Annotated in this window: 20 protein-coding genes; 13 read left to right on the forward strand and 7 right to left on the reverse strand. The window is 58.3% G+C overall.

Going from position 1 to position 18,124, the window contains the following annotated elements; all coding sequences use genetic code 11:
- Positions 1-131: 131 nt before the first annotated feature.
- Positions 132-587 (reverse strand): helix-turn-helix domain-containing protein, encoded by a 456-nt coding sequence (locus LC417_RS03330; protein ID WP_223565453.1) that lies wholly within the window; start codon positions 585-587, stop codon positions 132-134.
- Positions 588-716: 129 nt separating this feature from the next.
- Here LC417_RS03330 and LC417_RS03335 point away from each other — a divergent pair, with 129 nt between their 5' ends.
- Positions 717-1,928 carry an MFS transporter gene (locus tag LC417_RS03335; protein WP_223565454.1) on the forward strand — a complete coding sequence of 404 codons (1,212 nt, stop codon included), beginning with the start codon at positions 717-719 and terminating at the stop codon, positions 1,926-1,928.
- Complete coding sequence (locus LC417_RS03340; RefSeq protein WP_061703966.1) at positions 1,925-2,809, forward strand: EamA family transporter; 885 nt, start codon at positions 1,925-1,927, stop codon at positions 2,807-2,809. Before LC417_RS03335 ends, LC417_RS03340 begins: the two co-directional genes overlap by 4 nt.
- Positions 2,810-2,822: 13 nt before the next feature.
- Here LC417_RS03340 and LC417_RS03345 read toward each other — a convergent pair whose 3' ends face one another.
- The 4 genes from LC417_RS03345 to LC417_RS03360 all read right to left on the reverse strand — a co-directional run bounded on the left by LC417_RS03345 (position 2,823) and on the right by LC417_RS03360 (position 7,084).
- Entirely contained in the window at positions 2,823-3,455 is a 633-nt protein-coding gene (locus LC417_RS03345; protein WP_010244979.1) for a DapH/DapD/GlmU-related protein, read from the reverse strand.
- 626 nt (positions 3,456-4,081) lie between these two features.
- A complete protein-coding gene (locus tag LC417_RS03350; protein WP_010670132.1) occupies positions 4,082-5,383 on the reverse strand; it encodes a sorbosone dehydrogenase family protein in 1,302 nt (433 codons plus the stop codon).
- A gap of 12 nt (positions 5,384-5,395) precedes the next feature.
- The gene (locus tag LC417_RS03355) at positions 5,396-5,803 is read right to left on the reverse strand and encodes a hypothetical protein (RefSeq protein ID WP_010244987.1); all 408 of its coding nucleotides are present in this window, start codon (positions 5,801-5,803) and stop codon (positions 5,396-5,398) included.
- 165 nt (positions 5,804-5,968) lie between these two features.
- Positions 5,969-7,084, reverse strand: coding sequence for an ABC transporter substrate-binding protein (locus tag LC417_RS03360; protein ID WP_223565455.1), 1,116 nt, complete (start codon positions 7,082-7,084; stop codon positions 5,969-5,971).
- A 346-nt stretch (positions 7,085-7,430) separates the two neighbouring features.
- Between LC417_RS03360 and LC417_RS03365 the strand changes: the two genes are divergently transcribed.
- The 6 genes from LC417_RS03365 to LC417_RS03390 all read left to right on the forward strand — a co-directional run bounded on the left by LC417_RS03365 (position 7,431) and on the right by LC417_RS03390 (position 13,882).
- Positions 7,431-8,585: a mandelate racemase family protein gene (locus tag LC417_RS03365; protein WP_010244993.1), complete on the forward strand. Its 1,155-nt coding sequence runs from the start codon at positions 7,431-7,433 to the stop codon at positions 8,583-8,585.
- A 123-nt stretch (positions 8,586-8,708) separates the two neighbouring features.
- Positions 8,709-10,340, forward strand: a complete 1,632-nt coding sequence (locus LC417_RS03370) for an ABC transporter substrate-binding protein (RefSeq protein WP_191921255.1) — start codon at positions 8,709-8,711, stop codon at positions 10,338-10,340.
- A complete protein-coding gene (locus tag LC417_RS03375; protein WP_010245000.1) occupies positions 10,337-11,368 on the forward strand; it encodes an ABC transporter permease in 1,032 nt (343 codons plus the stop codon). Before LC417_RS03370 ends, LC417_RS03375 begins: the two co-directional genes overlap by 4 nt.
- Positions 11,365-12,270, forward strand: coding sequence for an ABC transporter permease (locus LC417_RS03380; RefSeq protein WP_010670128.1), 906 nt, complete (start codon positions 11,365-11,367; stop codon positions 12,268-12,270). The genes LC417_RS03375 and LC417_RS03380 overlap by 4 nt, the downstream gene beginning before the upstream one ends.
- On the forward strand, positions 12,242-13,108 hold the full coding sequence (locus tag LC417_RS03385) for an ABC transporter ATP-binding protein (RefSeq protein WP_010245006.1): 867 nt from the start codon (positions 12,242-12,244) through the stop codon (positions 13,106-13,108). The genes LC417_RS03380 and LC417_RS03385 overlap by 29 nt, the downstream gene beginning before the upstream one ends.
- A 9-nt stretch (positions 13,109-13,117) precedes the next feature.
- Positions 13,118-13,882 carry an ABC transporter ATP-binding protein gene (locus tag LC417_RS03390; protein WP_223565456.1) on the forward strand — a complete coding sequence of 255 codons (765 nt, stop codon included), beginning with the start codon at positions 13,118-13,120 and terminating at the stop codon, positions 13,880-13,882.
- A 70-nt stretch (positions 13,883-13,952) separates the two neighbouring features.
- Here LC417_RS03390 and LC417_RS03395 read toward each other — a convergent pair whose 3' ends face one another.
- Positions 13,953-14,591 carry an RpiB/LacA/LacB family sugar-phosphate isomerase gene (locus LC417_RS03395; protein ID WP_003853539.1) on the reverse strand — a complete coding sequence of 213 codons (639 nt, stop codon included), beginning with the start codon at positions 14,589-14,591 and terminating at the stop codon, positions 13,953-13,955.
- A 139-nt stretch (positions 14,592-14,730) separates the two neighbouring features.
- Between LC417_RS03395 and LC417_RS03400 the strand changes: the two genes are divergently transcribed.
- The 3 genes from LC417_RS03400 (at position 14,731) to LC417_RS03410 (ending at position 16,382) form a co-directional block, all read left to right on the forward strand.
- On the forward strand, positions 14,731-15,060 hold the full coding sequence (locus LC417_RS03400) for a cupin domain-containing protein (protein WP_033757603.1): 330 nt from the start codon (positions 14,731-14,733) through the stop codon (positions 15,058-15,060).
- Between the two features lie 265 nt (positions 15,061-15,325).
- Positions 15,326-15,565, forward strand: a complete 240-nt coding sequence (locus LC417_RS03405; RefSeq protein ID WP_010245020.1) for a hypothetical protein — start codon at positions 15,326-15,328, stop codon at positions 15,563-15,565.
- Between the two features lie 322 nt (positions 15,566-15,887).
- Positions 15,888-16,382, forward strand: a complete 495-nt coding sequence (locus LC417_RS03410; RefSeq protein WP_158149317.1) for an ATP-binding protein — start codon at positions 15,888-15,890, stop codon at positions 16,380-16,382.
- Positions 16,383-16,401: 19 nt separating this feature from the next.
- On the opposite strand, the gene LC417_RS03415 is transcribed toward LC417_RS03410, so the two are convergent.
- Positions 16,402-17,295, reverse strand: coding sequence for a dihydrodipicolinate synthase family protein (locus LC417_RS03415; RefSeq protein ID WP_223565457.1), 894 nt, complete (start codon positions 17,293-17,295; stop codon positions 16,402-16,404).
- A gap of 125 nt (positions 17,296-17,420) precedes the next feature.
- On the opposite strand from LC417_RS03415, the gene LC417_RS03420 reads away from it, so the two are divergent.
- Entirely contained in the window at positions 17,421-17,735 is a 315-nt protein-coding gene (locus tag LC417_RS03420; protein WP_223565458.1) for an antibiotic biosynthesis monooxygenase, read from the forward strand.
- A gap of 1 nt (position 17,736) precedes the next feature.
- Complete coding sequence (locus tag LC417_RS03425) at positions 17,737-18,120, forward strand: amino acid-binding protein (protein ID WP_223565459.1); 384 nt, start codon at positions 17,737-17,739, stop codon at positions 18,118-18,120.
- Positions 18,121-18,124 lie beyond the last annotated feature (4 nt).

An 18,124-nucleotide genomic window follows, 5' to 3' on the forward strand; every position in this document is an offset into this window, starting at 1 on the left:
ACGGCGGGGCGTAAAACGGGAGTAAGGCATTTTGTTCGATCACCGCTACAGGCGACAGCGATGATCGGGTAACGCGTGCGATGTCAGGCCTGTCAGTCTCAGAGTGTGCAGAGGAGAAAATACCCTGACGGTTACCCGTCAGCCACTACCCGCTGACGATGACAGTCGGCCGGTTCCAGTTTTTGCCCCTGTGAAGAGATAACCTCCAGGCGTGGCAGCGGCTTTCCTTCCGCATTATCCAGCAGCACGGAGTGGGTATCGCCCTTCTCAAACAGGTAACGCTCGCCCCACTGGCGCATCGCGACCACAACCGGAAACAGCGAACGGCCTCTTTCGGTCAGGACATATTCGCTGTAGGCGCTGCCGTCGGAGGCCGGCGCAATCTCAAACACCCCTATCACCACCAGCTGCTTCAGGCGTGACGCCAGGATATTTTTCGCCAGCCCCAAATTCCGCTGGAAGTCACTGAATCTGCGGACGTCATCAAAGGCTTCACGCACGATCATCATGCACCAGCGCTCACCTATCGACTCCAGGGTTCTGGCGACCGGACACTCGCTGGTTCTCAGGGATTCCTGCTTAGCCATGCTCTTCTCTCACGCTGCCTGTCTCATGATGGCAGTTTAGCCACTCCGAAAAGAAGTTGCAAAAAAAAACCAGCCCGGTTAAAGATATCGCCAATCCAGTTTCAAAAAAAAACCAGAAAGGAAAGCAACATGACCTGTACGATTGGCAAGATGCGTGATCCTGAAGCCGATTCGCCTCCAGCCGCGATCCCGGTGCTCTCGTCCCGGATGATCTTTTTGTTCTCACTCACCTCTGCGCTGGCGGTCGCCAATGTTTACTCGGCACAGCCACTGCTGGAGTCGATCGCCGCCAGCCTGCAGGTTTCCACCGGCACCATTGGCACAGTGGTAACGGCCACGCAGAGCGGCTACGCCCTCGGGCTGATCTTTCTGGTGCCGCTGGGCGACTGCGTGAACCGCAAAAAACTGGTTATTACCCAGTTGCTGTTTTCCGTGCTGGCGTTAATCACTGCTGCGGTTGCGCCAGACCTGATGACGCTGCTCTGCGCAATGCTGCTGGTGGGATTAATGGCGGTGGTCACGCAGTTAATGGTGGCGTGGGCCGCCATGCTGGCGTCACCAGAACAGCGCGGACAGGTGGTGGGCAGCGTGACCAGCGGCATCGTGATCGGCATCCTGCTGGCGCGGTTTATTTCCGGGATGATTGCTGACCTGGCGGGCTGGCGGGCGGTCTATCTGACGGCTGCCTGCCTGTTACTCCTGATCTCGCTCATCCTGGCGAAAGTGCTGCCCGCCACAGCAGGTCAGACGCGGCGCACATCTTATCCTCACCTCTTACTGTCCGTTTTCCGTCTCTTCCTCACGGAACCGCAGCTGCGCAGACGCGGGATCCTGGCGCTGCTGATTTTTGCAGCCTTCAGTATGCTCTGGTCTTCGATGGTACTGCCACTTACCGCCCTGTCACTGTCACACACCCAGACCGGGATGTTCGGCCTGGCCGGAATTGCCGGTGCGCTGGCGGCCTCCAGAGCAGGCGCATGGGCTGACCTGGGCCTGGGGCAGCGTGCCACTGGCTTAGCCCTGGCGTTGCTGACCTTCTCCTGGCTGCCGATAGCCGCGCTTCACACCTCGTTGCTGTTGCTGATTTTCGGGGTGATCCTGCTCGATTTCGCCGTCCAGACGGTACATGTGATTAATCAGAGCCTGATCGTGGCCGCCCGACCCGAGGCGGCAAGTCGTCTGGTGGGCGCCTATATGTGCTTTTACTCGCTGGGCAGTGCGCTGGGGGCCATCGCCGCCACTCAACTTTATACGCACTGGGGATGGCAGGCTGTCTGCTATGCCGGTGCAGCGGTCAGTGCCTCTGCCTTTCTCTGCTGGTCCGGAGTTCGTCACTCATGAAATTAACGCATCTGCTGCTCGCCGTCATGATCACCGCCATCTGGGGGGTTAACTTTTCAGTTATTAAGCTCGGCCTGCAGGCGGTCGACCCGTTTATCCTGGCAGGTATCCGCTTTACGCTCTGCGCCCTGCCAGCGTTGTTCTTTATTAAGAAACCGGACGTGCCGTGGCGCTACCTGATCAGCTATGGCCTGGTCTTCGGGATTGGCCTGTGGGGTCTGGTAAATCTGGGAATTAAAACCGGACTGTCGGCGGGCATTGCCTCGCTGCTGCTGCAGTTCAGCGCCTTCTTCACGCTGCTGCTCGGTGGCTGGGTATTTAAAGAGCGTCTTAACCGCTATCAGATCGCCGGGTGTGCGCTGGCCTGCGCCGGTCTGCTGAGCATTTTTTTCATTACCGATGGCTCGGTGACGTTTTCCGGCATGCTGCTGGTGCTGGCAGGCGCGGTCGCATGGAGTATTGCGAATATCATCAATAAAAAAGCGGGCACCCGGCAGGTTTTTGCTTTTCTGGTCTGGTCGAGCGCCTTTGCACCCATTCCGCTCTTCCTGCTGGACGGGCTGGTCAATGGCAGCGCGGGCTATCACGCACTCTTCACCCAGCTGGATGTGAAGGCGGTGTTGTCGATACTGTTTCAGGTCTATCCCAATACCCTGCTGGGCTACTGGGTGTGGAACTGGCTGCTGAAACACTATCCGGTTTCAACGGTCGCGCCACTGTCGCTGCTGGTACCGGTGTTCGGCATCCTGGGTTCAGTGGCGATATTTGGCGAAACGGTTTCACCTCAGAAAATCGCCGCGCTGCTGCTGATCGTCGCCGGACTGGCCGTCGGGCTCTATGGCCAGCGGGTTGTGCGCTATTTCGGCGTACAAACCGGCTGACGGCGCCGTGGGGTTATGCACCGTGCCGCTGGCAGAACGCTTCGATGTCACCGTGCTGAAAATCGGGCAGATTCGCCAGCAGTTTCTCCAGCGGCCAGTTCCACCAGGCAATGCGCTGGAGACGTGCGGCGATAGCCGGTGTAAAGCGCACCCGCAGTGGCCTGGCCGGAACACCGCCCACGACGCTGTAGGGCGCGACGTTTTTCGTCACGACTGCACCCGCAGCCAGCACCGCACCATCACCAATGGTGACGCCAGGCAGCACAATTACGCCGTGACCTATCCACACATCGTGACCGATTATCACCCGATCGGCGCGACGGGCGGAAAAGAACCCCTGATCGCGTCGGGCGTCGGGGTGGTAATACTCCGGGCAGTAGGTAAAGCGATGCTGGGAGGCGCGGTCCATGGGATGATTCGGCGCGCCAATGCGTACCTGATTAGCAATGGCGCAGAAGCGCCCCACCTGGGTATCGGCCAGGCAGCAGTGTTCACCGACATAGGAGAAGTCACCCAGCTCGCTATATTCCAGCGTGCTGTGCGCCAGGATCTCACACTGCTGACCCACAGTGGTTTCGCGCATCTTCACACTCTCATCAATCCAGGTGTGCGCTAATCGGGCGGGCATAACGGCGGCAATGGACATAAAACTCCCGGTCTGGATAAACAGCGCCCCGGCGGCGTGCTTTGCCGCACCACCTTACCCGCCTCCGATGACAGAGAATTGACAAAGAAAAAAGGCGGAGTGGTTAGCTCCGCCTTGTTTCAAGTTCCGGTTAACCTGCGTGACCGGTCAGTTGCATAAGGGCAACGATGATCTGCAAGATGATCCGGATAAGATCCAGAATCAGCTTAGTCAGTTCCATCACTTTCCTTCTCCTTTTACAGGAGCGCGCTGTTCGGCAACCAGGGCTTTGACTCTACCCGCCGGGCGCCTAAGCACATCTTTGTGGAGAGAGCTGAGCGGCACTCATGGTTAAAGCCACAGGCCAGCACCACCTGATGCCTGCCGGGATTTTAAAACCGTGCCCCTGGGAGCGGCCAGTCGACAATGAGGCGATGCTCAACACTCAACACCTGTATAAACATACAGCATTTTGGCGAAACTTGAAATCCTTAGCCGCACATTTTACAATCTTGTTTGTGGAGAGTGCTGAGCACCTCGTTCGCAGCGCGGTTACCAGCCGGGTAGCGAACAAAAAATAAAGGATTTGGCGAAATGCCAAATCCTTTTTTTATGCCTGCTTTCTGCTTAAAAAAGCAGCGCAATGCTTACTTCGCGGCGCTGATTCGCCACACGGTATTACCCGCATCGTCAGCAATCAGGACACCGCCCTGTTTGTCGCTGGCCAGACCGACCGGTAATCCACGCACCTGCTTTTCGTCGTCCGTCAGGAAGCCCGAGACCACCGTCTGCGGCTGACCCACTGGCTTGCCGTTTTCAAATTTCACCCACACCACTTTGTAGCCATTCAGCGGCGTACGGTTCCAGCTGCCATGTTCACTGATAAACGCACCGCCCTGGTATTGCGGCATGTTATCTGCACCGTAGAACAGCAGCCCCAGCGGAGCGACATGCGAACTCAGGGCATAATCAGGCTTAATCGCTTTCTCAACCAGATCGGGACGCTGCGGTTCGGCACGGGTATCCACATGCTGACCAAAGTAGCTGTAGGGCCAGCCATAGAAGCCTTTGTCCTGCACTGAGGTCATGTAGTCTGGCACCAGATCGGAGCCGATTTCATCACGTTCATTGACGATGGCCCACAGTTTTCCGCTCTGCGGTTCCCACTGTAAGCCGGTCGGATTGCGCAATCCGCTGGCGTAGATCCGGCTGGCACCGCTGGCCGCGTCCACTTCCAGCACCGCGGCGCGGCGATACTCTGCGCCAATGCCGTTCTCGGTGACGTTACTGTTGGAGCCGACACCCACATAGAGCTTGCTGCCATCGGGGCTGGCCAACAGCGCTTTGGTCCAGTGGTGGTTAATCGGCCCGCCCGGCAGTTCCGTCACCTCTTCAGGCGCGGTGCGGATCTCCGTCTCCCCTTCGCGATAGGGGAACTTCACCAGGCTGTCAGCATTCGCGACGTAAAGGGTATTGCCAATCAGCTGCATACCAAACGGCGAGTGCAGATTCTCAATAAAGCGGTGCTGCTCCCATTTGCCATTGACGTTGCGCAGCAGCGTAATCCGGTTGCCGCCAGCGCCGCCCTTACCTGACGCTTTCTGCACAATGCCCATAATCAGCTGTTTAGGCCGGGTGGTGGGTTTGGCCGGGCCGTTGGATTCCGCCACCAGCACATCGTTATTCGGCAGCACATAAACCTGACGCGGATGCTGCAGATTGTCAGCGATCTTTTCGATTTTCAGCCCGTCAGCCACTTTTGGCATTTCGCCCGCTTTCCACGGCGTGCCTTCCGGCACCTGCATCGGCGGCATAAAGAAGTTCTGTGCCTGCGGCAGTTCAGGATTCGGTCCGATCTGCTTCTGCGGATCGACAAGCGCACCATCATCACAGCCTGCCAGCAGTGCTGTCAGGGTAAGCGCGAGCAACGTTTTATGCGGTATCTTCATGGTGGCTCCTCCTTAAGCGCTACGCTGACGTAACGCAAGTTGCACATTCGCCAGCAGCAGCAGCGCTACCACCAGCGTCGAAAGCGTCACGCCCAGCGGGATGACAGCGGCGGCATCACGGCTGTGAATAAACGCATTGACGATAGCGATCACAATCGCCACCAGCCAGAGCCAGAAATGACTCTTTTCCGCACTGTCACTGCCGCGGAACAGATAAACCAGCGCGATGAGTCGCGGCACAATCGCCAGTATCAGTCCCAGCGCAATCAGCCAGCCTGCGGCATCCGTCCAGAACAGCACAAAGGTCTGGCTATAGAGAATATCGAACAGCCAGGCCGCGACAAAAAAGCCCAGCGGCACCGGCTCCAGCAGAGCGTACAGCGTCACGGCAAAGGCCGATCTTCCCAGGGTATTGCGCATGTTTCTCTCCATTTTTAACGTGAATGCGGACCGCGTCAGACGTCGCGCTGCTCAGAGCAACTGACTCCGCGCCTGTAAAAGATTAGTAAATCTGAAGAGAAACAGAGGGTTTATTCGGGAGGAATTGCAAATCAGGCGGATGACGTCCCTGTCATCGCCGGTCAGTCAGGGTTTATCAGCGGGTAAAGTGACCCAGTATCCTGGCTGATAAGGCAGCGGCAGGAACTTCTCGTGGAACGTGCGGAAGGTGGCGTCCGGATCCAGATCGGCAAACAGATCGGGATGCAGCCATTTCGCCAGCGCCTGGATAGCCACAAACTGGTAAGGGCTGTCGTAGAACTGATGCCAGATGGCGTGGACATTGCCGTTGTGCGCCACCGGCAGGGTTTTAAAAGCATCGCGCATCATCAGCCCCTTAAGACGCGCGGTAGCCTCGGTGACATTGGCACCCGGACCGACGCCGACCCATTTGCCCACGGTATTGTAATTCTTCCAGTTAGCGCCGGTCACTACCACCACATCCGGCTGGCTGGCGATAATCTGTTCCGGGTTAACGGTGCCGAAGGTGCCAGGGATCAGATCTTTAGCGATGTTACGACCGCCCGCGATCTCGACCATCTGACCAAAGTTTTCATTGCCAAACGACATGCAGCACTCGTCGCTGTAGCCGCCTGCACGGTCAATCATCACTTTCGGGCGGTAGCCGGTAAAGTTCTTCAGACGCGAGGTGACAAGGTCAATCTGCTGCTGGCGGAAGGTGATAATTTCCTGGGCACGCGCCGGTTTGTTCACCAGTTCGCCCATGATGCGGATACTTTTCTCCGCATTCACTATCGGCGCTTCGCGGAAATCGATAAACACCACCGGCACGCCTACTGCCTGCAGTTTTTCAATCAGCTTGCCTTCATCGGTGGCGGCTTTGGATTCCAGATTCATCAGCACCAGATCGGGCTTCAGGGTTAACGCCTGCTCGACGTTGAAAGTGCCATCTTTCGCCCCGCCAAAGGTCGGTAATTTTTTAATTTCCGGATAGCGTTTTTCGTAAGCCTGATAACCGTCCCAGTCCGCTTTCGGGAAGTCGTCACGCCAGCCAATCACCCGTTTAAATGGGGCATCAGTATCAAATGCCGCCAGCAGATACATCTGACGGCCCTCACCCAGAATGATGCGTTTTGCCTCCTGCGGCACCTCGACCTGACGGCCTGCGACATCGGTAATCAATTTGGCCGAAGCCGTCCCTGCCAGCGTGAGCAGCCCCAGCGCTAAAAACCATTTTTTCATTGTAAAAACCCGCACAAATGATAATGAGAATTATTAATGTAAAGCGGCGTTACTATCACCTAAAACAGTGGTCAGGGGAAGTCATCCGGTTAAATGTTTTTTGCGGCGGGGTTAACTGGCGGAGTTTCGCTCAAAGAGATCCCTTAAGAGGAAAAAGCGCAGCGTGTCGCTGCTCACAAAACGGTCAGCTTTCGTGAATATGTTCACAACACCCTGGGCAGTTGCACACATATTAGCCATTAATCGTATCGTTTTGGCTAATGCGTTAATGAATTGTGAAGGCTAGATTGAAAATGAAACAGCGTTTTAATAATTCATCAGGACAGACTGCCACAGGAGCTTAACCGTGAAGATCAGCGCCATTGATGTCACCCTTTTTACCTATCCCACCCAGCGTTGCGCCGACAGCGCCGGGCACTCCCACCCTGGCCCGGAAAATGATGCGCAGATGGCGCTACTGACCCTGACCAGCGAGGAAGGCGACTGTGGTTACGCCTTTGCGCCGCCGGAAGTGGTGCGATCCCATGTGGTTAATGCCTTTTTCCGCAAAGTGCTGATCGGTCAGAACGCCTTTGACCGGGAGCGTCTTTGGCAGGATCTGGTGCACTGGCAGCGCGGCAGCGCCCATCAGCTCACCGAGCGGGCGCTTTCCGCTGTGGAGCAGGCATTGTGGGATCTGATTGGACGGAAGCTGAAACAGCCTGTCCACAAACTGCTGGGCGGCTATCGCGAGAAGATCCCGGCTTACGGCAGCACCATGTGTGGTGACGAGCTGAGCGGTGGATTATCAACACCGGATGAGTATGCGCAGTTCGCGGAAAAGCTGGTGGCACGCGGGTATCAGGCGATCAAGCTGCACACCTGGATGCCGCCGGTCTCCTTCGCCCCCAGCCCGGCGATGGATATCAAAGCCTGCGCGGCGGTGCGTGAAGCGGTGGGCCCCGATATCGCGCTGATGCTGGATGGCTACCACTGGTACAGCCGCAGTGACGCGCTGACCATCGGCAAGGCGCTGGAAAAGCTTAATTTCGCCTGGTTCGAGGAGCCGATGGAGGAAGAGAGCATGGCCTCTTACGCCTGGCTGGCCGAAAACCTCTCTATCGACGTGCTTGGTCCGGAGAGCCTGGGCGGTAAACATCACAGCCGCGCCGACTGGGTGCGTGCCGGAGCCTGCGACATTCTGCGAGCCGGTGCCAACGGCGTAGGCGGCATCTCGCCCACCCTGAAAGTGGCGAATCTGGCTGAAGCCTTTGGCATGGATTGCGAAGTGCACGGCAACGGTGCGGCCAGCCTGGCGGTGGTCGGGGCGATCCGTAACTGCCGCTGGTATGAGCGCGGCCTGCTGCATCCCTTCCTGGATTATGAAACACCGCCCGCCTACCTCAACAGCCTGATCGACCCGATGGACGATCAGGGATTTGTCACCCTGCCCACCCGCAGCGGGCTGGGTGAGGATATTAACTTCAGCTGGATTGAGACGCACACGCTGAACCGCTGGTAAATCGCACTACCGAAGTACGGCAAACAATAATAACCCCGTCGCCCGCCTGCTGCCTGCCATCCCGGTGGCCAGCAGCAGGCAGAGTCGTAAACGGGAAAACCTCTGACCTGCTGGACTTTACCTATGACCCTGACACAACGATGTGGCGCGTGGCTGATCACGCTGCTGGTGCTGACGGGCAGCGCGTCAATCCAGGCAAAGACCCCGGATGACCAGCTTATCGTCGGCATGAATATGAATAACCTGCTCACCCTGGATCCGGCCGCTATGACCGGCAACGAGGTGGTCGGCATTGTCGTGAATCTCTATGACGGACTGGTCGAGCTGAACCCGCAGCAACTCACCGAGGTGCGCCCGGCGCTGGCGGAACGCTGGTCAGTCAGTCCGGATAACCGCACCCTGACTTTTCACCTGCGCGACAACGTCAGGTTTCACTCCGGCAATCCGCTGACCAGCGCCGATGCAGTCTGGTCGATGCGGCGGGTGCTGCATCTGAACCTGGCGCAGGCGTCGGTGTGGAAATCGTACGGCTTCAGCCGCGACAACGTTGACCAGATGATTACCGCGCCCGACGACCACACACTGGTGATCACCCTGCCGAAGCCTAACGATCCGCAACTGGTGATCTACTCGCTGGCGGCGCTGGGCAGCATGGTGGTGCTGGACAGCAAAACTGTGCAGCAGCATGAGGTGGATGGCGACTGGGGCAACCGCTGGCTCACCACCCATGAAGCGGGCTCCGGCCCGTTCCGGCTGGATGTATGGCAGGCAAAAGATGTGCTGCGCATGAGTCGTGCGGCTGATTACTGGCGCGGCGAGGCGAAGATGTCACGGGTGGTGTTCCGCCATTTGCAGGAGTCGCAGACCCTGCGGCTGATGATGGAGAAAGGCGATCTGGATATCGCCAGTAACATGGCGATCCCCGACGTGCGCGCCCTGCGGCACGACCCCGACCTCACCATTGATGCGGTAAGAAAAGGAACGATCTACTACCTGGCGATGAGCATGAAAGATCCGCACTTCGACAATATCAAAGTGCGGGAGGCGGTACGCTACCTGGTCGATTATCAGGGCATCAATAAAAGCCTGATGACCGGCTATGGCGAGCTGCATCAGCGCCCGATTCAGGCTGGCATGCCCGCCACGCTGCCCGATCCCGGTTACCGGCTCGATGTGCCGCGCGCCCGCGCACTGCTGGCTGAAGCGGGTTATCCGGACGGCTTCGACACCACGCTGCGGGTGCTGGCCGATCAGCCATTTCTGAACATCGCCATCGCCGTGCAGTCGACGCTGCTCCAGGGCGGAATCCGCGCAAAAATCATCACCGGCACCGGTAACCAGATTTATGGCGCGATGCGCGATCGCCAGTTCAGTCTGCTGGTCGGGCGCGGCGGCAGCGGCGTAGAGCCGCATCCCCACTCCAGCCTGCGCGCGCTGGTCTATAACCCGAATAATGCTGACAGCGCCCGGCTGACCAACTTCCAGGGCTGGCGCACCGGTTTCTACGACGCGCAGCTCAACAGCATGATCGATCAGGCGCTGGTGGAGCGCGACAAAACCCGCCAGCAGCAGGCCTATTACGCCATCCAGCAGCGCTATGACCAGCTGCTGCCTGCACTGATGCCGATTTCACAAATGCTCGACTCCGTGGTGGTCAGCAACCGGGTGCAGGCTTATCAGCCGCATCCCTCAGCGACCACCTTCCTCCGCGATGTCTGGAAAACCCCTGAAGCCAAAGCGGGAGGCACCCTATGATCCTGACCCTGACCCGAACTCAGTGCCGCCGCATCAGCCATCGCGCGGTGCAGGTAGTGATTACCCTGTTCGGCCTGCTGCTACTGACCTTTTTTATTGGCCGGGTGATGCCGCTGGATCCGGTGCTGGCGATTGTCGGCCCCGACGCCGATCAGGCCACCTATCAGCAGGTTTATCACCAGCTCGGCTTTGATAAACCGCTGTGGGTGCAGTTTGGCATCTACCTTAACGCGCTGCTGCATGGCGATCTCGGCCATGCGCTGCTCACCGGTCAGCCGGTGGTGCATGACATTGTGCGCGTCTTTCCGGCAACCGTAGAGCTGGCCACGCTGGCGATTGTGATTGGCGCAGGACTGGGCGTGCCGCTGGGGGTGCTGGCGGCGGCGCGTCGCAACAGCGTCATCGACTATGTGGTGCGGATGCTCAGCCTGGCCGGTTACTCCACCCCAATCTTCTGGGTCGGCATGATTGGCCTGCTGCTGTTCTATGCCCATCTCGGCTGGGTCGGCGGCGCAGGTCGGGTGGACTTCAGCCTGGATGGCATCGTGCCACGTCGCACCGGCTTTATGCTGATTGACGCCCTGCTGGCGGGCAACAGTCAGGTGTTCTGGAATGCGCTGAATCATCTGGTGCTGCCCGCCTCGCTGCTTGGCTTTCACTCCATGGCCTATATCAGCCGCATGACGCGCAGCTTTATGCTCGCGCAGCTGTCGCAGGAGTTCATTCTGACCGCGCGGGTCAAAGGCCTGACTGAATGGCAGGTGATCTGGCAGCACGCCTTCCGCAATATCCTGGTGCAGCTGCTGACCGTGGTGGCGCTGGCCTATGGCTCGCTGCTGGAGGGCGCGGTGCTGATTGAAACCGTCTTCTCCTGGCCCGGCTTTGGCTCCTACCTCACCGGCAGTCTGATGCTGGGCGATATGAATGCGGTGATGGGCTGTGTGCTGGTGGTGGGCCTGATTTTTGTGCTGCTTAACCTGATCTCCGACCTGCTCTATCAGGTGTTCGATCCGAGGACCAAAGTATGACGATCTCTTTTGACGCTGCGTCTGTGAGTCATTCCCGTGAGCGGCTGGTGCGCTGTCAGCGTTTTGCTGCCCGCTGCGGCTATTTCCTCTGGCGCATGGCCTGTAATCCCCTGACCGCGATTGGTGGCGGCATTGTGCTGGTGCTCTGCATCGTGGCGCTGTTTGCGCCCTGGATCGCGCCGTATCACCCGCTGGTTCAGGATCTGAACAATGCGCTGACGCCTCCCGGCGCGGCCCACTGGTTCGGCACCGACGAGTTTGGCCGGGATATCTTCAGTCGCCTGGTGTGGGGCGCACGCATCACGCTCTACATCGTGCTGCTGGTATCGGTCACCGTCGGGCCGCTGGGCCTGCTGCTGGGCGTCACCGCCGGTTATTTTGGCGGCAAAGTCGACGGCGTGCTGATGCGCGTCACCGATATCTTTATCTCCTTCCCGAGCCTGGTACTGGCGCTGGCCTTTGTTGCCGCGCTGGGGCCGGGTCTGGAGCATGTGGTGATCGCGATTACGCTCACTGCCTGGCCACCCATAGCCCGTCTGGCCCGCGCTGAAACGCTGTCGCTGCGTCAGGCGGACTTTATCTCGGCGGTGCGCTTACAGGGCGCGTCGCCGTTGCGGGTGCTCTGGAAGCACATTATTCCGCTCTGCCTGCCGTCGGTAATTATCCGCATCACCATGAATATGGCGGGCATTATCCTCACCGCCGCCGGGCTGGGGTTTCTTGGGCTGGGCGCGCAGCCGCCGGATCCGGAATGGGGCGCGATGATCGCCAGTGGCCGCACCTACATGCTGGAGTGCTGGTGGGTGGTGACCGTTCCCGGTCTGGCGATCCTGATTAACAGCCTGGCATTTAACTTTTTAGGAGATGGCCTACGTGACCTGCTCGATCCCCGCAGTGAGTAACGCCTCGCCGTTGCTCGACGTGCGCGATTTGCACGTGAACTTTGTTAACGGACGCCAGATAACCCCGGCGGTGCGTGGCGTCTCCTTTCAGCTCGGTCAGGAGAAGCTGGCGATTGTCGGTGAGTCCGGCTCCGGTAAATCGACCGTGGGTCGCGCCCTGCTGCAGCTGCATCCGGCTAAGGCGCGCATTGAGGCGAGCCGGATGCAGTTTGGCGATATCGACCTGCTGCACGCCAGCCCGGCAGAGATGCGCGCCATTCGTGGCAAACGCATCTCGATGATTATGCAGGACCCGAAATATTCGCTGAATCCGGTGATCCGGGTTGGCGAACAGATTGCCGAAGCCTGGCGCAGTCACCATCGCGGCCAGAAATCGGCGGCACGTCAGCGGGCGCTGGCGATGCTGGAGGAGGTGCAGATCCGCGATCCTGAACGGGTATATCAGCTCTATCCCCATGAGATTTCCGGCGGCCAGGGGCAGCGCGTGATGATCGCCATGATGCTGATCACCGAGCCGGAACTGGTGATTGCCGATGAGCCCACCTCTGCGCTGGATGTCTCGGTTCGCCTGCAGGTGCTGGCGCTGCTGGATGATCTGGTGAAAGCGCGCGGTCTGGGACTGATTTTTATCAGTCACGATATCAATCTGGTACGCAGCTTCTGCGATCGGGTGCTGGTGATGTATGCCGGGCGCGTGGTGGAGTCGCTGGCCGCCAGCGAACTTGACCGCGCGCAGCATCCCTACACCCAGGGACTGCTGGCAGCACTGCCCGACCTTGATCGGCGGCGCACCCGTCTGCCGGTGTTACAACGTCACGCCAGCTGGCTAACTGACTAAGGAGTTACGATGATTGAGGTAAAAAATCTCAACCTGAGTTTCGGTGAAGAGGGTCGCCGTAATCAGGTGCTGTTCGACGTCAGCCTGCAGGTTAAACAGGGTGAAATCTTCGGACTGGTCGGTGAGTCGGGCTCGGGCAAAACCACGGTGCTGAAGTGTCTGGCGGGCCTGTTTAATCACTGGCAGGGAGAGCTGACCATTGATGGCCAGCCGCTGGCGCACCGCATCGATCGGGCGCGCTGCCGTCAGGTGCAGATGGTGTTTCAGGACCCTTATGGCTCGCTGCATCCGCGTCACACACTGGGCGCTATTCTTGAAGAGCCATTACAGATTCAGGGTATCGGGCAGCGCCAGCAGCGCGTCGTGGCAATGCTGGATAAGGTCGGGCTGAATCGTGCCTGGCAGACGCGTTATCCGCACCAGCTTTCCGGTGGTCAGCGTCAGCGCGTGGCGATTGCCCGGGCGCTGATTTTAGAGCCGCGCGTACTGCTGCTGGATGAGCCGACCTCCGCGCTGGATGTTTCGGTGCAGGCGGAGATCCTCAATCTGCTCAGCGATCTGCAGCAGCAGGAGAACCTGACCTATCTGATGGTGACACACGATCTCGGCGTGGTGGCGCACCTCTGCCATCGCGTGGCGGTTATGCAACAGGGCAAGGTGCTGGAGACGCTGGATGTGCCGACGCTGGTGGCCGACCGCGCCGCGATGCCCTACACCCGGATGCTGGTGGAGGCGAGTCGCCATTACAATCCGGCGCTGGCGCAGCAGAGCTGACGTTCAGCTGATGTCGGGAAAGAGAGAATAAAAAAAGGCCGGTCAGACCGGCCTTATGACCCCGGATGCGTTAGTGGGTCAGCTGACGCACAAAAGCGACGATTTCCTGATTTTTGCCATGCTCAAACAGACACTGCTGGAAGCGTGGGCCACTAACGGCAGTACGCACCAGTTCAGGGTCGATGGCGCGCAGCGTGTCGAGGTAGTTCTCTTTGATCACGGCAGCTTTGACCTGATTCAGCAGACCGGCATTACGCACCTGCGGCTCTTTACGCTCTGGCGGATAGCCATTGCCCTTCTCGCCGGTGAAGGCTTTTTCAAAGATAAAGCGCAGGTTAAGTTCAGCGCCCCAGCCAAAGCCTTTGGCGAACGGCAGAGATAAGGCATTACCGTTGTTGATCTGCGCAAACAGGTAGGCATCAGCCGGATCGATACAGTAGCCGCAGACAACGCCCGGATGAATGTTAAGCGACATCAGCGCGCCCTGCCCGGTGCCGCAGCCCGCGACCACGAAATCCACGGCCTGGCTGTTGAGCAACACGCTGGCCTGAATGCCGAGATGAATATAGGTCAGGTGGTGATCCTGCTCATCGCTCATACCGACGTTGAAGACCTGATGGCCCAGTGGCTGTGCGACGCCTTCCAGTTCTTTCAGCACGGTAACGTTTTTAGCGGCCTGGCTGTTTTCCATCATTAACGCGATTTTCATGATCTACCCTTATAAATTAATTGAAACACCGTTTCATTTTAGTGAAAAACCACTAAAGTGCATGAACTAATTCACCCGAGTGCTGTGAGATCCATCACAAAACGGTCACCGCAGCAGGGGCAACCGCAGGAGGATTGCGATGTTTATCTACCATAAAGAGCGACCACTGGAAGATCTGGGCAATGGCGTGACCCGCCGCGTGCTGGCGTACGGCGGCACCATGATGGCGGTAGAAGTGATTTTTGAGAAAGAGGCTGTCGGCCCGCTGCATCACCATCCCCACGAGCAGCTGACCTATGTGCTGAGCGGACGTTTTGCCTTCACCATCAATGGTGAAACGCGTGAGGTGGGCGCAGGAGATACGCTCTACAAAGCGCCCAATGTGGTTCATGGCTGTGTCTGTCTTGAGGCGGGCACATTACTGGATACGTTTACACCGCAGCGCGAAGATTTCCTGTCCGCTAAATAAAGCAGGTGGCCCGGTGGGCCGCCTGCTGACCTGACGCAGGACTGACCTGGTTTTTCCCGCCTCCGCATCCGGCTTCAGGCCCGCAAAATTTTCTGAAATTCCTGCTCCCGCTAACTTAATGATTAGCTGACATTTACGCCGCAACCGCGCTGCGCTTAGCTTCGTCCTGAAAATCAATCGGGCAGATTTCTGTACAAATTCCGGATCGTTGTATAAGTTTAATAGCAATCGCCGAACATTTTTTAACCCGAAACAGGACAATATTATGCCAATGCAAAACACCCTCACGTTGCCGGTGAATCACAGTGGCCCGGTCAAAAATGAGTTTAGTTCATCCTTTGCGGTGTCTGAACAGGACAAACTCAACTTTCTGATCGAAGAGTTACTGGAAGCGGGCAAGGAAAAAAGCTGTATGGAACTGCTGCGCCACCTGGCATCCGCAGACAGTGCAGAAGAAGAGGCATGCTGCCGCGAACTGCTGACGTTGCTGATGGCACAAAAATGAAGTCAGTTGCCAGCTGTTCAGCGCCGATTCACCCCTTTCTGAAAGCGTATCTGATATTGCACTCAACGCCTGACCGCACTTCCCCGTTCAGGCGTGTCAACATGCCCAGCGAAAGCCGCGGTTTTTGCTGAATGCAGTAACACCCGCAGCAGCAAAGGCTGTTACGCGCGGTAAATCCGGGTTTTACTCACCAGCAACTTTATGCCTCTCATTGCTTATCTCTCCCCTGTTTTGTTAGCCTGAATCCCGCTTCGGCGAGACCTGCTTTACTTTCCCTTCGCGTAATGCGCGCGGTTCACTATCAGGCTGACACAGGAGTGATATGACCATGACTTTTGCCCCCGCCACGCTGCATCTGCTGTGTGGAAAAATTGCCTCCGGGAAATCGACGCTGGCGGCGAAGCTGAGTGCCGCCCCCGGTTGCGTGGTGATCAGCGAGGATCAGTGGCTCGCCGCGCTCTATAAGGACGAGATGCAGTCGGTGGCCGATTACGTGCGCTATGCGGCAAAACTCAGAAAGGCGATGACGCCTCATCTGGTCGCGCTGCTTAACGCAGGGGTGTCGGTGGTGCTCGATTTTCCTGCCAACACCCGGGCGAATCGCGACTGGATGATGTCGGTGATTAAGGCATCCTCTGCCGACCATCGCCTGCATTATCTGGACGTACCGGATGCGCTGTGTAAATCGCGCCTGCACGCCCGAAATCAGGGCGGCGAACACGCCTTTGCCGCAACGGACGAGCAGTTCGCGCTGATTACCCGCTATTTCGAAGCGCCGCAGGAGGAAGAAGGCTTTAACCTGGTGCGCCACGGTTAATGCCTTCTGGCGCGGGATCTTAAGAGAGGTCGAGTGCCACGAGCACGTCAGCAATCTGCTGGCAGTGCGCCGCGGAGAGCGGCTGCAGCGGGCGCGGCAGGCAGTCGCGTTCGGTCAGTCCCAGCAGCCCCGCCGCGGCGCTGATCACCCGGAAACTGCCGCCATGCTGGCGGAACAGCGCCCATAATGGCTGCAGGCGATCGGACTGCGTCCTGACGCTCTGATGGTCGCCTGCGGCCGCCGCTTCGGTCATCGCTTTTGCAACGCGCGGAAAGAGCCCACCGCACACCGAATACCAGCCATCACAGCCCGCAATCAGCCCGTTGGCGGCAGAAGCATCGCCACTGACGCCAATCGATACGGAATCTGGCAGCGTGCCGCGCAGCTGAGCGAGGCGATCGTTAGCCGCAGATTGCTCCGCCGGTACCCCAGGAATTTTCACTGACCCGACACCGGAAAGTGCGGCGATCCGGCTCAGCAGCGCATCGGAAAACGTAAAATGGGTGGTGCCGGGATTGTCATAGATACAGACTGGCACCGAGGCGTGTCGCGTTACGGTCTCGAAAAGCGTGAACACCTCATCTTCATTCAACGTCTGATAACCCAGCGGCGGCAGCAGTAAGGCGGCCGCGCCCGCCTGTTGCGCGTCCTCCGCCAGCGCCAGCACCTCGTCAGTGCCCACCGCACCTATGCAGATCATCACCGGAATCGACTCTGCATGTTCCACCGCCAGTTCTGCGATACGCCTGCGCTGCGCGCGGGTGAGATAGGCGTAGCTGCCGGTGGACCCCAGCACGCCAAGGGAATCGACTTTTGCATCAGTCAGCCTGCGCAGCAGCCGCAAAAAAGCCGCCTCATCGGGCTTGCCTGCCGCAAAGGGAGTAAGGGGGAACGCACTGAGTCCGCTGAACATATCATCTGCTCCATTACAAGATTGCACCGGCTGGAGGTCGCCCCTGCAGCCATATTTCGTTACCGGCCGAAGCATCAACCCGCCCCGCCCGCTATTTTTGCGCTATCACCCAAAGGAGGATAGCGATGATTGCCGTACTATTTGAAGCCGAAGCCCGACCCGAACACCAGATGCGTTATCTGCAACTGGCTGCCGACCTTAAACCGCTGCTGATGCAAAACAGCGGGTTTATCTCTCTTGAGCGCTTTCAAAGCCTGACCGATGAGAAAAAAACTCTCTCGCTCTCCTGGTGGCGCGATGAAGAATCGGTGCTGGCCTGGAAGCGCAACCTTTGTCACCAGGCCGCACAGCGTGAAGGCCGCGAGACCCTTTTTGCCGGTTACCGTCTTCGCATCGTCACGCTGATCAGAGAATATGCCTCACAACAGGGAGTAAATTAACATGTTCGATATTCATGTCATCCTGCAAAATAGTCCAGGCACACTTTCCCGGCTCACCACGCTGCTGGGCCTTCATGGGATTGGCCTGGAAGGCGGCGGCCTATTCTCCTTTGGTGAACAGAGCCACGCTCATTTTCTGGTTGAGGAAGGCGAACGGGCGCGGGCCGTGCTTGAAGCAGAAGGTATCGCCGTCGAGGCAGTTAACGTCCCGCTTATTCGCAGGTTACCGCAACAGCGTCCCGGCGAGCTGGGGGCAATCACTGCACGCCTTGCCGATGCCGGAATCAACATCCTGGTGCAATACAGCGATCACGCTAACCAGCTGATCCTGATCACCGATAACAATCGATCAGCCGCCGGGCTGACCACAGAATGGGCACTGTAATCTG

The organism is Pantoea sp. OVA07A, assembly GCF_019969975.1.
In the GTDB taxonomy this organism is placed as follows: Bacteria; Pseudomonadota; Gammaproteobacteria; order Enterobacterales; family Enterobacteriaceae; genus Pantoea; species Pantoea agglomerans.

Coding starts and splice junctions, on each gene's coding strand:
- LC417_RS03330 (WP_223565453.1), bottom strand. CDS start 587: ATGGCTAAGCAGGAATCCCTGAGAACCAGCGAGTGTCCGGTCGCCAGA.
- LC417_RS03335 (WP_223565454.1), top strand. CDS start 717: ATGACCTGTACGATTGGCAAGATGCGTGATCCTGAAGCCGATTCGCCT.
- LC417_RS03340 (WP_061703966.1), top strand. CDS start 1,925: ATGAAATTAACGCATCTGCTGCTCGCCGTCATGATCACCGCCATCTGG.
- LC417_RS03345 (WP_010244979.1), bottom strand. CDS start 3,455: ATGTCCATTGCCGCCGTTATGCCCGCCCGATTAGCGCACACCTGGATT.
- LC417_RS03350 (WP_010670132.1), bottom strand. CDS start 5,383: ATGAAGATACCGCATAAAACGTTGCTCGCGCTTACCCTGACAGCACTG.
- LC417_RS03355 (WP_010244987.1), bottom strand. CDS start 5,803: ATGCGCAATACCCTGGGAAGATCGGCCTTTGCCGTGACGCTGTACGCT.
- LC417_RS03360 (WP_223565455.1), bottom strand. CDS start 7,084: ATGAAAAAATGGTTTTTAGCGCTGGGGCTGCTCACGCTGGCAGGGACG.
- LC417_RS03370 (WP_191921255.1), top strand. CDS start 8,709: ATGACCCTGACACAACGATGTGGCGCGTGGCTGATCACGCTGCTGGTG.
- LC417_RS03375 (WP_010245000.1), top strand. CDS start 10,337: ATGATCCTGACCCTGACCCGAACTCAGTGCCGCCGCATCAGCCATCGC.
- LC417_RS03380 (WP_010670128.1), top strand. CDS start 11,365: ATGACGATCTCTTTTGACGCTGCGTCTGTGAGTCATTCCCGTGAGCGG.
- LC417_RS03390 (WP_223565456.1), top strand. CDS start 13,118: ATGATTGAGGTAAAAAATCTCAACCTGAGTTTCGGTGAAGAGGGTCGC.
- LC417_RS03395 (WP_003853539.1), bottom strand. CDS start 14,591: ATGAAAATCGCGTTAATGATGGAAAACAGCCAGGCCGCTAAAAACGTT.
- LC417_RS03400 (WP_033757603.1), top strand. CDS start 14,731: ATGTTTATCTACCATAAAGAGCGACCACTGGAAGATCTGGGCAATGGC.
- LC417_RS03405 (WP_010245020.1), top strand. CDS start 15,326: ATGCCAATGCAAAACACCCTCACGTTGCCGGTGAATCACAGTGGCCCG.
- LC417_RS03410 (WP_158149317.1), top strand. CDS start 15,888: ATGACCATGACTTTTGCCCCCGCCACGCTGCATCTGCTGTGTGGAAAA.
- LC417_RS03415 (WP_223565457.1), bottom strand. CDS start 17,295: ATGTTCAGCGGACTCAGTGCGTTCCCCCTTACTCCCTTTGCGGCAGGC.
- LC417_RS03420 (WP_223565458.1), top strand. CDS start 17,421: ATGATTGCCGTACTATTTGAAGCCGAAGCCCGACCCGAACACCAGATG.
- LC417_RS03425 (WP_223565459.1), top strand. CDS start 17,737: ATGTTCGATATTCATGTCATCCTGCAAAATAGTCCAGGCACACTTTCC.